Source organism: Pseudomonas sp. CFBP13528 (genome assembly GCF_005233615.1).
Lineage (GTDB): Bacteria > Pseudomonadota > Gammaproteobacteria > Pseudomonadales > Pseudomonadaceae > Aquipseudomonas > Aquipseudomonas fluorescens_AM.
This window is the reverse complement of the sequence record NZ_QGAJ01000032.1, coordinates 1-14,391: the sequence shown is the minus strand read 5'-3', so window position 1 is coordinate 14,391 and position 14,391 is coordinate 1. Positions and strand designations below refer to the sequence as shown.

At 62.9% G+C, this 14,391-nt stretch carries 11 protein-coding genes and 1 pseudogene; 7 read left to right on the top strand and 5 right to left on the bottom strand.

Annotated features, from left to right (window positions below):
• The 3 genes and pseudogenes from PspCFBP13528_RS27410 to araH form a co-directional block, all read left to right on the top strand.
• Positions 1 to 151 (top strand): annotated as a pseudogene (locus tag PspCFBP13528_RS27410) (arabinose ABC transporter substrate-binding protein); the annotation flags it as partial.
• Positions 148 to 1,650, top strand: a complete 1,503-nt coding sequence (gene araG / locus PspCFBP13528_RS27405) for an L-arabinose ABC transporter ATP-binding protein AraG (protein WP_137201908.1) — start codon at positions 148 to 150, stop codon at positions 1,648 to 1,650. The pseudogene PspCFBP13528_RS27410 and the gene araG, both read left to right, overlap by 4 nt.
• Positions 1,651 to 1,659: 9 nt before the next feature.
• Positions 1,660 to 2,628: an L-arabinose ABC transporter permease AraH gene (gene araH, locus PspCFBP13528_RS27400; protein ID WP_065952333.1), complete on the top strand. Its 969-nt coding sequence runs from the start codon at positions 1,660 to 1,662 to the stop codon at positions 2,626 to 2,628.
• 114 nt (positions 2,629 to 2,742) lie between these two features.
• On the opposite strand, the gene PspCFBP13528_RS27395 is transcribed toward araH, so the two are convergent.
• Positions 2,743 to 3,891 carry an aldose epimerase family protein gene (locus PspCFBP13528_RS27395; RefSeq protein WP_137201907.1) on the bottom strand — a complete coding sequence of 383 codons (1,149 nt, stop codon included), beginning with the start codon at positions 3,889 to 3,891 and terminating at the stop codon, positions 2,743 to 2,745.
• A gap of 138 nt (positions 3,892 to 4,029) precedes the next feature.
• On the opposite strand from PspCFBP13528_RS27395, the gene PspCFBP13528_RS27390 reads away from it, so the two are divergent.
• Positions 4,030 to 4,797: an SDR family oxidoreductase gene (locus PspCFBP13528_RS27390; protein WP_065952335.1), complete on the top strand. Its 768-nt coding sequence runs from the start codon at positions 4,030 to 4,032 to the stop codon at positions 4,795 to 4,797.
• A gap of 154 nt (positions 4,798 to 4,951) precedes the next feature.
• Here the strand turns inward: PspCFBP13528_RS27390 and PspCFBP13528_RS27385 are convergent, their stop codons facing one another.
• Positions 4,952 to 5,902 carry an AraC family transcriptional regulator gene (locus tag PspCFBP13528_RS27385; protein WP_241669147.1) on the bottom strand — a complete coding sequence of 317 codons (951 nt, stop codon included), beginning with the start codon at positions 5,900 to 5,902 and terminating at the stop codon, positions 4,952 to 4,954.
• 101 nt (positions 5,903 to 6,003) lie between these two features.
• Here PspCFBP13528_RS27385 and PspCFBP13528_RS27380 point away from each other — a divergent pair, with 101 nt between their 5' ends.
• Positions 6,004 to 7,230 carry an MFS transporter gene (locus PspCFBP13528_RS27380; protein ID WP_101221487.1) on the top strand — a complete coding sequence of 409 codons (1,227 nt, stop codon included), beginning with the start codon at positions 6,004 to 6,006 and terminating at the stop codon, positions 7,228 to 7,230.
• A gap of 44 nt (positions 7,231 to 7,274) precedes the next feature.
• On the top strand, positions 7,275 to 8,102 hold the full coding sequence (yghU, locus tag PspCFBP13528_RS27375) for a glutathione-dependent disulfide-bond oxidoreductase (protein WP_065952337.1): 828 nt from the start codon (positions 7,275 to 7,277) through the stop codon (positions 8,100 to 8,102).
• Positions 8,103 to 9,103: 1,001 nt separating this feature from the next.
• On the opposite strand, the gene PspCFBP13528_RS27360 is transcribed toward yghU, so the two are convergent.
• The 3 genes from PspCFBP13528_RS27360 to PspCFBP13528_RS27350 are packed head-to-tail and all read right to left on the bottom strand — an operon-like array spanning position 9,104 to position 11,829.
• Complete coding sequence (locus PspCFBP13528_RS27360) at positions 9,104 to 10,030, bottom strand: sugar ABC transporter substrate-binding protein (protein WP_137201906.1); 927 nt, start codon at positions 10,028 to 10,030, stop codon at positions 9,104 to 9,106.
• An 18-nt stretch (positions 10,031 to 10,048) separates the two neighbouring features.
• A complete protein-coding gene (locus tag PspCFBP13528_RS27355) occupies positions 10,049 to 10,828 on the bottom strand; it encodes a TIM barrel protein (RefSeq protein ID WP_162515440.1) in 780 nt (259 codons plus the stop codon).
• Positions 10,825 to 11,829, bottom strand: a complete 1,005-nt coding sequence (locus PspCFBP13528_RS27350) for a Gfo/Idh/MocA family oxidoreductase (protein ID WP_137201905.1) — start codon at positions 11,827 to 11,829, stop codon at positions 10,825 to 10,827. The genes PspCFBP13528_RS27355 and PspCFBP13528_RS27350 overlap by 4 nt, the downstream gene beginning before the upstream one ends.
• 174 nt (positions 11,830 to 12,003) lie before the next feature.
• Here PspCFBP13528_RS27350 and PspCFBP13528_RS27345 point away from each other — a divergent pair, with 174 nt between their 5' ends.
• Positions 12,004 to 13,965 (top strand): sigma 54-interacting transcriptional regulator, encoded by a 1,962-nt coding sequence (locus PspCFBP13528_RS27345; protein ID WP_137201904.1) that lies wholly within the window; start codon positions 12,004 to 12,006, stop codon positions 13,963 to 13,965.
• The last annotated feature ends 426 nt before the right edge of the window (positions 13,966 to 14,391 follow it).

The window sequence follows — 14,391 nt, the reverse complement described above, 5'->3', positions numbered from 1 at the left end:
GCATATCGAGGGCTACAACACCGCGCTGGCAATGTACGAGTGGGTCACCACCGGCAAGGAACCGGCCAAATACACCGCCATGGACGAAGTGACCCTGATCACCCGCGCCAACTTCCAGGAAGAACTGACCAAGATCGGGCTGTGGAAATGACCGCTGCGGCCCTGCGTTTTGACGGTATCGGCAAAACCTTCCCTGGGGTCAAGGCGCTCGATGGCATCAGCTTCACCGCCCACCCGGGGCAAGTGCACGCCCTGATGGGCGAGAACGGTGCGGGTAAATCGACGCTGCTGAAGATCCTCGGCGGCGCCTATATTCCCAGCAGCGGCACGGTGCAGATCGGCGAGCAGACCATGGCCTTCAAGAACGCCGCCGACAGCATTGCCAGCGGTGTGGCGGTGATTCACCAGGAGCTGCACCTGGTGCCGGAAATGACCGTGGCCGAAAACCTGTTCCTCGGGCATCTGCCGTCGCGCTTTGGCGTGGTCAACCGCGGCGTGCTGCGCCAGCAGGCGCTGGCGTGCCTCAAAGGCCTGGCCGATGAAATCGATCCCGAGGAAAAGCTCGGGCGTCTGTCCCTGGGTCAGCGCCAATTGGTGGAAATCGCCAAGGCGCTGTCCCGTGGCGCCCATGTGATTGCCTTCGATGAACCGACCAGCAGCCTCTCGGCGCGGGAGATCGACCGCTTGATGGCGATCATCACGCGCCTGCGCGATGAGGGCAAAGTGGTGCTCTACGTCTCGCATCGCATGGAAGAGGTGTTCCGTATCTGCAATGCGGTGACGGTGTTCAAGGACGGCCGCTTCGTGCGCACCTTCGAGGACATGAGCGCGCTGAGCCACGATCAGTTGGTGACCTGCATGGTCGGGCGCGATATCCAGGACATCTACGACTATCGCCCGCGCGAGCATGGCGACGTCGCCCTGAAGGTTGACGGCCTGCTTGGCCCCGGCCTGCGCGAGCCGATCAGTTTCAACGTGCGCAAAGGCGAAATCCTCGGCCTGTTCGGCTTGGTGGGGGCAGGGCGCACCGAACTGTTCCGCCTGCTCAGCGGCCTGGAACGCGCCAGTGCCGGCAGCCTGGAGTTGTGCGGTGAGCCGCTGCAGTTACGCTCACCGCGCGATGCCATCGCGGCCGGCGTGCTGTTGTGCCCGGAAGACCGCAAGAAGGAGGGCATCATCCCGCTGTCCAGCGTCGCCGAAAACATCAACATCAGTGCCCGTGGCGCGCATTCGGCGTTCGGCTGGCTGTTGCGCGATGGCTGGGAAAAGGGCAACGCCGAACATCAGATCCAGGCGATGAAGGTCAAGACCCCGAACGCGGCGCAGAAGATCATGTACCTGTCCGGCGGCAACCAACAGAAGGCCATTCTCGGCCGCTGGTTGTCGATGCCGATGAAAGTGCTGCTGCTGGACGAGCCCACGCGCGGCATCGACATCGGCGCCAAGGCCGAGATCTACCAGATCATCCACAACCTCGCGGCCCAGGGTATCGCGGTGATCGTGGTGTCCAGCGACCTGATGGAAGTCATGGGCATTTCCGACCGCATCCTGGTGCTGTGCGAAGGCGCCATGCGCGGTGAACAACTGCGCGAAAACGCGACTGAATCCAACCTGCTGCAGCTGGCCTTGCCGCGCGGCCTGGCGAACTGAGAGACGACCATGACCATTCAAGACAACGCGTTGCCTTCGGCACGCAAACCCCTCGATCTGCGTGCATTGCTCGACAACTGGGCCATGCTGCTGGCGGCGGTGGGCATCTTTGTGCTGTGTGCCTTGTTGATCGATAACTTCCTCTCGCCGCTGAATATGCGCGGGCTGGGCCTGGCCATTTCCACGGTGGGCATTGCCGCGTGCACCATGTTGTTCTGCCTGGCCTCCGGGCATTTTGACTTGTCGGTGGGCTCGGTGATTGCCTGCGCCGGCGTGGTGGCGGCGATTGTGATGCGCGACACCGACAGCGTGATGCTGGGCATCGGCGCGGCACTGTTGATGGGCCTGATGGTGGGGTTGATCAACGGCATTGTGATTGCCAAGCTGCGGGTCAACGCGTTGATCACCACCCTGGCGACCATGCAGATCGTGCGGGGCCTGGCTTATATCTTTGCCGACGGCAAAGCGGTGGGTGTGTCCCAGGATCAATTCTTCGTGTTCGGCAACGGCCAGTTGTTCGGCGTGCCGGTGCCGATCCTGATCACCATCGTGTGCTTCCTGTTCTTCGGCTGGTTGCTCAATTACACCACCTACGGGCGCAACACCATGGCCATCGGCGGTAACCCGGAAGCGGCGTTACTGGCGGGCGTGAACGTTGATCGCACCAAGATCCTGATCTTCGCCGTGCACGGTTTGATCGGCGCACTGGCCGGGGTGATCCTGGCTTCGCGCATGACCTCCGGCCAGCCGATGATCGGCCAGGGCTTCGAGCTGACGGTGATTTCGGCCTGTGTGCTGGGCGGGGTGTCATTGAGCGGCGGTATCGGCATGATCCGCCATGTGATTGCCGGGGTGTTGATCCTGGCGATCATCGAGAACGCGATGAACCTGAAGAACATCGATACCTTCTACCAGTACGTGATCCGCGGTTCGATCCTGCTGCTGGCCGTCGTCATCGACCGCATGAAACAGCGCTAAGTCATGCCATGAGAGGGCTAAATGTGGGAGGGGGCTTGCCCCCGATAGCGGTGGATCAGTTGATGCATCTGTAGCTGACCCACCGCAATCGGGAGCAAGCCCCCTCCCACAATTTTAATCGGCGCTGAATTTGAAGACGGTGTTCTGGGTGTAGGTTTGCCCTGGGTTCAAGCGAGTCGAGGCAAAACCAGGCTGGTTAGGCGCATCCGGAAAATGCTGGGTTTCCAGGGTGAAGCCGCTCCAATGCTGGTACGCCTTGCCGCCCTTGCCCTTCATCGAACCGTCCAGGAAGTTGCTGGTATAGAACTGCACCCCAGGCTCGCTGGTGTAGAGCTGCAAACGCCGACCCGACTCGGGGTCATGCACCTCGGCCGCCAGCTGCTCGACGTCACCCTTGGTATCCAGGGCCCAGTTGAAGTCGAACCCGCCCTGTTTGGGTTCGGCAAACTTGAGCTGCGGGTGGTCGTCCTTGATGTGCTGGCCGATAGGCGTGGGCTTGAGGAAGTCCATCGGCGTGCCCGTGACCGGCGCCAGTTCGCCGGTGGGGATCAGGGTGGCGTTCACCGGTGTGTAATGGCTGGCGTGCAGGGTGGCGACCTGCTTGAGGATGTCGCCATTGCCCGCGCCGGCCAGGTTGAAGTAGCTGTGATTGGTGAGGTTGAGCACGGTGGGTTTATCGGTGGTGGCGGTGTAGTCGATGTGCAGTTCGTTCTTGTCGTTGAGGCGGTAGGTGACTTCGGTTTTCAGGTTGCCGGGGAAGCCCATCTCGCCGTCCTTGGACAGGTAACTGAGCTTCACACCGACCGAGTCCTTGTCCTTGACCGACTCGGCTTTCCACACCTGCTTGTCGAAGCCTTGGGCGCCGCCATGCAGCGAGTTGGGGCCGTCGTTGAGCGGCACCTGGAAGCGTTTGCCGTCGAGTTCAAAAGCACCGCCCGCCAGGCGATTGCCGAAGCGGCCAATGGTCGCGCCGAAAAACGCGGTGCCGGCCTGGTAGCCTTGCACGTCGTCAAAACCCAGCACCACGTCGTCGACCTTGCCGTGTTTGTCCGGCACCTTCAGCGACTGCAGCACGCCGCCGTAGGTAATCACCGTGGCTTGCATGCCATGGCTGTTGCGCAACACGTATTGTTCGACGGCGGTGCCGTCATTGGTTTTGCCGAAGGGTTTGTGTTCGCTGCTGAGGCCGGCGGCGTGAGCGCCGCCGCTGGCGATCAACATGGACAGCGCCAGGCCGGACAGCAGGTATCGAGGGTGCTTCATGGTCGAACTTCCTTTTGTTGTTTTAGGATTGAATAGTTCTACTAATGTGCGATATTTCGTCACTTGGACAGCGAATTTATAGCCTTTAACGCCGATTTCGTAAAATAAAATAAGACTAATTGATCGAGGCATCACGTTATGAGTACTGAGCACGCCCTGTATCCCGACCTCAAGGGCAAAACCGTATTGATCTCCGGCGGGGCTTCCGGAATCGGCGAATTCATGGTGCGGGCCTTCGCAGCCCAAGGCGCCAAGGTGGCCTTCGTGGATCGCGCGCAAAGCCAGGGCGAACGTCTGGCCGCGCTGTTGAACTCCAAGGGGCATACCGTCGAGTTCGAATGCTGCGACATTACCGACGAAATTGGTTATCGCGCGGCGATCGGACGTTTCGAGCACTCCCTGGGCCCGATCACGGTGCTGGTCAACAATGCCGCGAACGATGTGCGCCACAGCCTGGAAGAAATCGACTCGGACATGTTCGACCGCCTGATCGCGGTCAACCTCAAGCACGCGTTTTTTGCCGCCAAGGCCGTGGTACCGATGATGAAGCACGCCGGTGGCGGCTCGATCATCAACCTCGGCTCCGTCGGCTGGATGATGGCCTCCGCCGGCTACCCGGTGTACGCCGCCAGCAAGGCCGCCGCCCATGGCATGACCCGCGGCCTGGCACGGGAGCTGGGGCCGCACCACATCCGCGTCAACACGCTGGTGCCGGGCTGGGTGATGACGGAAAAACAACTGTCCATGTGGGTGGATGACGCAGCCCGTGAGCTGATCGCCCGCAGCCAGTGCCTGCCGGGCAGTGTAATGCCCGAGCATATCGCCAATATGGCACTGTTCCTCGCCTCGGACGCGTCGGCGATGTGTTCGGCGCAGAACTTTATCGTCGATGGCGGTTGGGTATAGGCCGGACGTCACTGTCCAACTGTGGGAGGGGGCAAGCCCCCGATGGCGGTGTACCAGTCAACATATAAGCTGGCTGACACACCGCTATCGGGGGCAAGCCCCCTCCCACATTTGAATAGCCTTTGAATAGCCTTCGGTCAAGCGAGCCAGGCGTTCATATCGAACGCCTGGCTGCGCCGGGCGGCTGCCCGGTAATGCGCTTGAAGGCACGGCTGAACGCCGCCTGGGACGTATAGCCAAGGCGTTGCGCCACGGTTTCGATGGGCATGCGCTCCAGGGTCAGCCATTGGCTGGCCAGGCGCATACGCAGTTCCGTGGCATAGCGCAGCGGCGGTACGCCAAGGGCAGCCTGGAAGCGATCGGCGAACACCGAGCGCGAGGTATGACACTGGGCGGCAAGCTCCGCCACGCTCCAGTCGTGGCCCGGTTGCTGATGCAAGGCGAGCAGGGCGCGGGCCAGGCGCGGGTCGCGTAACGCCGCCACCAGACCCGAGGCGTTGCCACAGGCGCACTCGACCCAGCCCCGTACGATCATCGCCGCTACCACATCGGCCAGACGCGCGAGAATACCGGCATAACCCACACGCGCCGCGGACACTTCGCGTTCCATGACCGCCAGGATCGGCATCAGCCCCGGATAACGCTGGCCTGCGGCATCAATCAGCATCAGCGCCGGCATCAGGTTGCCGAGCCCCTGGAGGCTGCCGAGTTCGAACTCCATGCATGCACTGAACAACAGCCTGTCGGGGACGGTATCGGGTGAGGCATTCACGGCGCAGACGGTATCCCCCAGCGGTGCGCTGTCGAAATCACTGATGTCCTGCACAGCCGCATCCGGCGCGGATAACAGCGCGTGCGCGCCGCCGTGGGAGACGAACACCGCGTTGCCGGCCGACAGTGCGAAAAGGCTGCCGTCCTCGGCACGCAGCGTGGCGCAGCCGGCCGCGAGGAAGTGGAAATAGGCGTGGCCCGGCTTGGCATCAAAGGCCATGCCGAACGTAGGCCCGGCCTGGATGCGCCGGTACTGCACGCCCCGCAGGCGCATGCCGCGCAGCAACTCATTGATCAGGTCGGAGGAAGCGGTGAAAGCGTCCACTGAAGTCATATTCGGGGTTTCGGTCAAGGAATCAAGGTTCTGCATCATAGATCATCCTGGCGTGCCTACCTAGACTGAGCGCCACGTTAATGACTGTAGGAAGACTTTTTATGACTGATTGTGCAGCCCATGCGTCTGCAGGCGTTGTGGCAGAGCCGGCCTGGCTGGCGGTATTTTCCCTGGCGATGGGGGTGTTCGGCTTGCTCACGGCCGAGTACTTGCCGGCCAGCCTGTTGACGCCGATGGCCCTGGACCTGGGCGTTACTGAGGCATTGGCCGGGCAAGCGGTCACGGTGACAGCGGTAGTGGCGCTGTTCGCCGGCTTGCTGGTGCCCGGTCTGACCCGTGGTGTCGACCGGCGCATCGTGCTGCTGGGCTTTTCCACGCTGATGATTGCCTCCAACCTGCTGGTGGCGCTGTCCTCCAGCCTGACGGTGTTGTTGCTGATGCGCATCCTGCTGGGCATTGCCCTCGGCGGTTTCTGGAGCATGGCGGCGGCGGTGGCGATGCGCCTGGTGCCTGCGGCGTCCTTGCCCCGTGCGCTGTCGATCATTTTCAGCGGGATCGCATTGGGCACCGTGGTCGCTGTACCGCTGGGCAGCTACCTGGGTGGCCTGTACGGCTGGCGCAGTGCATTTATCGCGGCTGCCGCCGTCGGCGTGGTGACCCTGGCGTTCCAATCATTCACGCTGCCGCGCCTGGCGCCCAATGGCACCGCGCGCCTGCGCACCGTGCTGCACGTGCTGCTGCGCCCCGGCATTGCCATGGGCATGTTCGGCTGCGTCTTGGTGCACACCGCGCATTTTGCGCTGTTCACCTATATCCGACCGTTCCTGGAAAGCACCACCGGAGTCGGTACCGAAGGGCTGGCGCTGATGCTCCTGGGTTTCGGCGTGGCGAACTTCGCCGGGACGCTGTTCGCCGGTTGGTTGCTGGTGCGCCACCCCCGGGCAACGCTGGTGTTGATGCCGGTGCTGGTAGGCATTGCGGCACTGGCGCTGGTCTGGCTGCCTGCGTCGCTGCCGACCCAGGCGCTGCTCCTGGCGCTATGGGGCATGGCGTTTGGCGGCGTGCCCGTGGCGTGGTCGAACTGGGTCGCGCGTGCAGTGCCGGACCAGGCCGAAAGTGCCGGAGGCATGGTGGTGGCGTCGGTGCAGTCGGCCATCGCGGCGGGCGCTGCCGGTGGCGGGTTGATGTTCAGCGTCAGTGGCATTGGTGGGGTGTTTGTCGGGGCGGGTGTGTTGATGCTGCTCGCGGCCTTGCTCATCGCACTGCGTGTGCAGGTACCCGGGCAAGACGGGGACCTGGGTGTGACGCACCACCCGTCTTTGGTTTAGTCTGAAACCCTTCGTTGATCGCAAGCGCTCCAGGAGCATTGAACATGGCTGACTACGTACCCCCCAAGGTCTGGACCTGGGACGCCGAAAGCGGCGGCACCTTCGCCAGCATCAACCGGCCCATCGCGGGCGCCACCCATGAAAAAGCGCTGCCAGTGGGCAAGCATCCCTTGCAGTTGTATTCCCTGGCCACGCCCAACGGGCAGAAGGTCACTATCCTGCTCGAAGAGTTGCTGGCCCTCGGGCACACCGGTGCCGAATACGACGCCTGGCTGATCAAGATCGGCGACGGCGACCAGTTCGGCAGCGGCTTCGTGGGGGTCAACCCGAATTCGAAGATTCCGGCGTTGATGGATCACAGCGGCGCGGCGCCGATCCGCGTGTTCGAGTCGGGCGCGATCCTGCAATACCTGGCCGAAAAGTTCGGTGCGTTCTTCCCCACCGAACCTGCGGCGCGTGCCGAGTGCCTGTCGTGGCTGTTCTGGCAGATGGGCAGTGCGCCGTATCTGGGCGGCGGTTTCGGACATTTCTACGCGTATGCGCCAAGCAAGATGGAGTACCCGATCAATCGGTTTGCCATGGAGGCCAAGCGTCAGCTGGATGTGCTGGACAAGCGCCTGGCGGTGAGCGAGTACATTGCCGGGGATGAATACACCATTGCCGATATCGCCATCTGGCCCTGGTACGGTGGGTTGGTGAAAGGGCGCTTGTATGGGGCGGCGGAGTTTCTGTCGGTGCATGAATACAAGCATGTGTTGCGCTGGGCCGATGCGATCGATGCGCGGCCGGCGGTGCAGCGTGGGCGGCGGGTGAATCGGGTGTCGGGCGACGATCAGTTGGCCGAGCGCCATGACGCACGTGATCTGGACTGAGTGAAATCCACGTGTGGGAGGGGGCTTGCTCCCGTGACCGCCGGGCAGCCAACGCGTATCTACCTGACGCTCCGAGGTCCAAATGTGGGAGGGGCGGTGCGACGATTCGACTTGCCCCCGATGGCGGCCTCTGGGCCGACCAGGATGCTGGATCAGACCGAGTACATATCCGTTTCTGCGGTCACGGCCACTATGGGTTCCGCTTTTACAGCGGGTCACTTTTGGAAAAGAGCCCCAAAAGTAACCAAAAAGGCTCTTGCCCCACCACTCGGCACCTCGCTTAGGCTCGGTGTGCCCGCAATCCGACATTGATGTGGGGGGCCGCCGCCCCGCGCCATCCATGGCGCGGGGCGGCTAAACCGGCGTCCTGCCGGTTTACCCCCCACATCAATATCGAATTGCGGCCAGCGTGGTTTAACGGGGCGCCTAAGATCAAAAGCAAGATCAAGAGCCGCTCGCTTCGCATCGTGGATACGCTGTTTGTGTGGGGGGGCTTGCCCCCGATGAGGGAGAGTCAGTAAGTGCATCCGTGACTGACACACCGCCACCGCAGGCAAGTCGAATCGTCGCACCACCCCCCACATTTGGATCGCGGATCGGCACAAGATACCGGTCGGCTCTAAGGCCGCCGCGCTTTTGATCTTGATCTCAGGCGCCCCGTTAAACCACGCTGGCCGAACGCAGGCTTGAATTCGTGGGTAACCCGGCAGGACGCCGGGTTAGCCGCACTGGGCCAGGGATGGCCCATTGCGGCGGCCCACGGATTCAAGCCTGCGTTCGGGCACACCGAGCCTAGGCGAGGTGCCGAGTGGTGGGGCAAGAGCCTTTTTGGTTACTTTTGGGGCTCTTTTCCAAAAGTGACCCGCTGTAAAAGCGGAACCGCCAGCCGCCATTACCGCAGGAACGGATATGTACTCGGGTCTAATCCAACATCCTAGTCGGCCCAAAGGCCGCCATCGGGGGCAAGCCCCCTCCCACATTTGAATCTTCTTGGCTTCGATTTATTTGTAGCGTTGTTCAAAGACGGCCACCTGTTCGGGCTTGATCAGCTCGAAGGGCACCCACACCTCTGACTCAATCGGCTCGCCCTTGATCATCCGCACTGCCGCCTGCACGGCCTGGGTCGCCTGGGCTTTGGGGTCCTGGAACACCGATGCGCTGAGCACGCCGCGCCGGATCGCCGCCAGCCCATCAGGCAGGCCATCGATACCGACAATCGCCACTTCGCCCTTGGCCTTGCCCGCCTGCTGTAATGCCATGGCGGCGCCAATCGCCATTTCATCGTTGTTGGCCACAATCGCGTCGAACTGTGTGCCTGCCAGCAGCCAGTTGCTGGTCAGGTCCATGGCCTTGCTGCGTTGCCATTCGGCACTTTGCTGCTCAACAACCCTGATGCCGGGAAAGTCCTTGAGCACCTGCCTGGCGCCTTCAGTGCGGTCTCGGGTGGCGTTTTGCGCCAGGTCGCCCATGATGATCGCCACGTTGCCCTTGCCGCCGAGCTTTTGCGCGAGGTAGCGCATCTGCAATTGCCCGGCTTCAATGTCGTTGGACGCCACGGTGACCACACCCTCGGGCAATGTGCGTTCATCCGGGTGGCGGTTGACGTACACCAGCGGGGTTTTGCTGGCGACGGCCGCGCGGGTGATGTTGGCGGTGGCGGCGGTGTCCACCGGCAGTACGATCACCGCGTCGACGTTCTGGTTGAGCAAGCCTTCGACCTGATTGAGCTGGCGCACCACGTCGCCCTGGGCGTCCTCGAACTGAATCTGCACGTCCTGTTGCGTGGCGGCCGCTTCAAGGCCGGTGCGCACGTAGGTCATGAAGTTATCGTCGACCCGCGCGATGCTCACGCCGATGCGATACGCGGCGAAGCTCGATTGGCTGAACAGCAGTAACAGTGTGGCCACGATCAATGAATAGCGATGCATGAGGTGTTCCTCTTGTTGTTATAGGGTGAACGCTTGGCGAAAACGCTCCAGGGCCATTTCGCTGTCGCCGCTGGCCCAGCCTTCCAGGCCGACCACGCCGCTGTAGCCCATGGCATGAAGGGCCCTGGCTATCGCCGGGTAATGGATTTCGCCGGTACCGGGTTCCTGGCGTCCAGGCACGTCGGCCACCTGGATTTCACCGATGGCGGGGCCGGCGCGCTGGATCAGCTCGATCAGGTTTCCCTCGCCGATCTGGGCGTGGTACAGGTCCAGGTTCATCTTCAAATGCGCGCTGCCCACCGCTTCGATCAGGGCCAGGGTGTCGTCGGCGCGAGCGAACGGGGTGCCGGGGTGGTCCAGCTCGGTGTTGAGGTTTTCCAGCAGGAACACACGGCCGGCGTCCTCGCCCAGGCGCGCGATCCTTTCCAGGGCCTTGCAGGCGCTCAGCCACATGCGCCCGGTGGTTCGGCTCACGGGCTGCACCGGCAGGCCGCCGTCACCCAGGCCGGTGCCGTGCAGGTTGAGGCTGGGGCAATCGAGGCGCTCGGCAACGCTCAAGGACTCACGGGCGCTGTCGAGCAAGTGGCGGATACCGTCAGGCTCGGTGAGCGTGCCGCTGATGTAGCCGGTCATTGAGGTGAAGTCGGCGCCTGTCGCGGCCAGGGCGTTGATGTCCTTGTCTGCCCAGCTCCAGATTTCGGCGCTGAAACCGAGTGCATCAATCCGTTTGACCCGCTCCACGAACGGCAGGTCAAGGAACACCATCTCGGCACTGACCGCCAGCTTGAACGGGATCACAGGGTCACCGCCGTGCCTTGCTCGTAGGACTCGATACACGCGCGCGCAATTGCCAGGGCGGCACGCGCATCTTCACCGCTGGCCAGGGGCTTGGCGCCGCTTTGCAGGCAGTCGACAAAGTGGTTGAGCTCGGCGATGTAGGCATCGCGCAACAAGTCGGTGTCCAGGCGCTGGGTGTCGGCCTGGATGCCTTGGGCCTGGTAGCGCACCAGGTCGGATGCCTGCACGCCGCCCATGGTCAGCATGCCGTCGCTGCCGAACACTTCACCGCGTACGTCGTAGCCATACACGGCCTGGAAGCTGGCTTCGGCGGTGGCAATCGCACCGTTATCGAAGCGGATCGTCACCACGGCGGTGTCGAGCAAGCCTTGGCTCTTGTATGCCGGGGCGATCAGCGCGTCGGCCATCACGTGCACCTGCACCGCTTCGGCACCGGGGTTGAGGTAGCGCAGGGTGTCGAAGTCATGGATCAGGGTTTCCAGGAAAATCACCCATTGCGGTGACGCAGCCGGGTTGTGCAATGCCGGGTCGCGGGTCAGTGAGCGCAGCAACTGCGGGGTGCCGATGCGTCCTGCGGCAACGTCCAGATGTGCGCTGCGAAAGCTCTTGGCGAAACGCCGGTTGAAGCCAACCTGCAGGGGCACACCGGCATCGGCGGCAGCGGCGATGGCGCGGTCGGCTTCATCGAGGGTAATGGCCATGGGTTTCTCGCAGAAAATCCCCTTGCCGGCGCGGGCGGCGCTGATCACCAGTTCGGCATGGCTGCGGGCGGGGGCGGCGATGAGCACGCCGTCGATGTCCGGGTCGTCGAGCAGTTGCTGCGGGTCGGTGTAGACCTTGTCCACACCCAGTTCTGCCGCCAGACGTGCGGCTTGCCCCGGGGTAGGATCGGCGATGGCGGCAAGGCAGGCGCCGGGAATGTGCCGGGCGGCCGTGAGGCCATGGAAGCTGCCCATGCGGCCGGCGCCGATCAAGCCCAGGCGAATGCTGTTGGTATTCATGTATGACCCCTTTTTATTGTTGGCCCCCAGGACGGTCCTGGCGGGCAAAGGGACGAGAGCAAGGGCTGTGCCAAAATACAAGCCGCTGATATATAAAGGTTTTTAAAAAAATAGTGTTCATTTAAATGACATGTCTATGCTGACATGTCGACAACATGAACATGGAAGCCGCTTATGACACTGGCGATGAGTGCGCAAGACCTCGATTACCTGACGGCGCTGGGCCCCGCCGCGCTGAATGACGGCCCGGTCGCGGCGTTGGAGCACGCGTGGCAGGCCTGCCTGCGCGGCCAGTCAGAGTGCCCGCCGCAGGTTCGTCAAAGCATCTGGGATTCCTGGCGGCGCAGTGTCAAGGCCGGCATTGATCCGGCAGATAACGCTTACCGCTTCGTCGCCGCCGACAGCCTCGCGGCCACGCTGGCCAACCACCGCGTGCTGATCGCCGCCGCCGCGCAAGTCATGCAGGGGTTGCTGGCGTACAACCCGCGCGGGCATATCAACCTCACCGATGGCGAGGGCACCACCTTGTACTTCTGCGGGCTGGATATCACGCCCGTGGGCAGTCGTCTGCTCGAATCGGTCCAGGGCACCAACTGCACCGGCCTGGCGCTGGCTGAAGATCATCTGGTGTATGTGCTGGCCGAAGAAAACTTCGCGGTCGGCCTGCGTCAGCGCCGCATGCACTGCGCCGCCGCACCGATCAAGAATGCCCAGGGCCAGACCCTGGCCGTGCTGACGCTCACCGCCGAACCCGGCTGGTTTCACTTTCATACCCTGGGCACCGTGCAGGCGGCCGCTGAAGCCGTGTCGCGGCAGATGGCGCTGCAAGCGCTGCTGGAAGAACAGCAAACCGTGCTCGAAGTGCTCAACGAAGGCCTTGTGGTCGTGGATGAACGCGGCTGCATCAAGGCGCTTAACCGCTATGCCCGGCAGTTGTTCGGGGTGGGACTGGAGCTGATTGGCAGTCCCTTCCAGTGCCTGGGCCGCAGTGAATTGAGCGATGCGCTGGGCGAGTCTGTGCGCGATCTGGATTGCACGTTCCAGCTGCATGATCGCAGCCAACTTGCCTGCCTGGTCTCGGTGTGCCCGCTGGGGCAGGGCGGGGTGATTGTGTCGCTGCGCGAAAACCGGCGCATTCGTGAAATCACCCGGCGCATTGTCGGCACCCAGGCGCGTTATACCTTCGACACCATCCAGGGCGCGTCGCAGGCGATCCAGGACGCGCTGCACCTGGGGCGCATCGCCAGCCGCAGTGATTCCACCACGCTGATCCTTGGCGAAAGCGGCACCGGCAAGGAGTTGTTCGCCCAGGCCATCCACAATGCCAGCGAGCGTTGCCACGGCCCGTTCGTGGCGGTCAACTGCGGCGCCATTCCACGGGACCTGGTGCAGAGTGAGTTGTTCGGGCACGTCGAGGGCGCGTTCACCGGTTCAGCCCGTGGCGGCTCGGCGGGCAAGTTCGAGCTGGCCGATGGCGGCACCATTTTCCTGGATGAGATTGGCGACATGTCTTTCGACGCCCAGGTCAGCCTGTTGCGGGTGTTGCAGGAAGGTGAAGTCGCGCGGGTTGGCGCAAAAAGCGCACGCCAAGTGGATGTGCGCATCATCGCCGCCACCCACCGCAATCTCAGCCAGGCAGTGGCCGAAGGCGCGTTTCGCGAAGACCTGTACTACCGCCTGAATGTGCTGAACCTGACGGTGCCGCCGCTGCGGATGCGCCGCGAAGACATCCCCTTGCTGGCACGGCACTTCCTCAAACGCTGCGCGCGCTCGTTGCGCAAATCGGTGCAGGGTTTCTCCCCGGAGGCGCTGGCCCTGCTTTGCGCCCATGCCTGGCCGGGCAACGTGCGCGAGTTGGAAAACGCCATCGAACGGGCGACCAACCTGGCCATGGGGGAGTTAATCCAGCCGGGCGACTTGCCGCTGGACACCCGGCCTCGTCCGCTGGTCCATGCCTATGCGCCGCAACTTACCCAAGACCTGAGCAGTCACGAAAGGCACGCCATCGTTGCCGCGCTGAAAAACACCGGTGGCAATATCCGCCTGGCCGCCCGGCAGTTGAACGTGTCCCGCGGCGGGCTCTACAACAAGATGAATCGGTTTGGGTTGAATGCCGGGGATTTTCGCGTGCTCTGAACGGTTACTAATGTTCGAGGCTTGCTCCCGTGACGGCCGGACAGCCAACGCGTATCTATCTGACGTTGCGAAATCCAAATGTGGGAGGGGGCAAGTCGAATCGTCGCACCACCCCCCACATTTGAATCGCGGATCGGCACAAGATACCGGTCGGCTCTAAGGCCGCCGCGCTTTTGATCTTGATCTCAGGCGCCCCGTTAAACCACGCTGGCCGAACGCAGGCTTGAATTCGTGGGTAACCCGGCAGGACGCCGGGTTAGCCGCACTGGGCCATGGATGGCCCATTGCGGCGGCCCACGGATTCAAGCCTGCGTTCGGGCACACCGAGCCTAGGCGAGGTGCCGAGTGGTGGGGCAAGAGCCTTAATGAGATGGTCAGCCCGGCGAGAACCTCAGGTCTACACTACTGAGGTTCTCACTTTTCCTG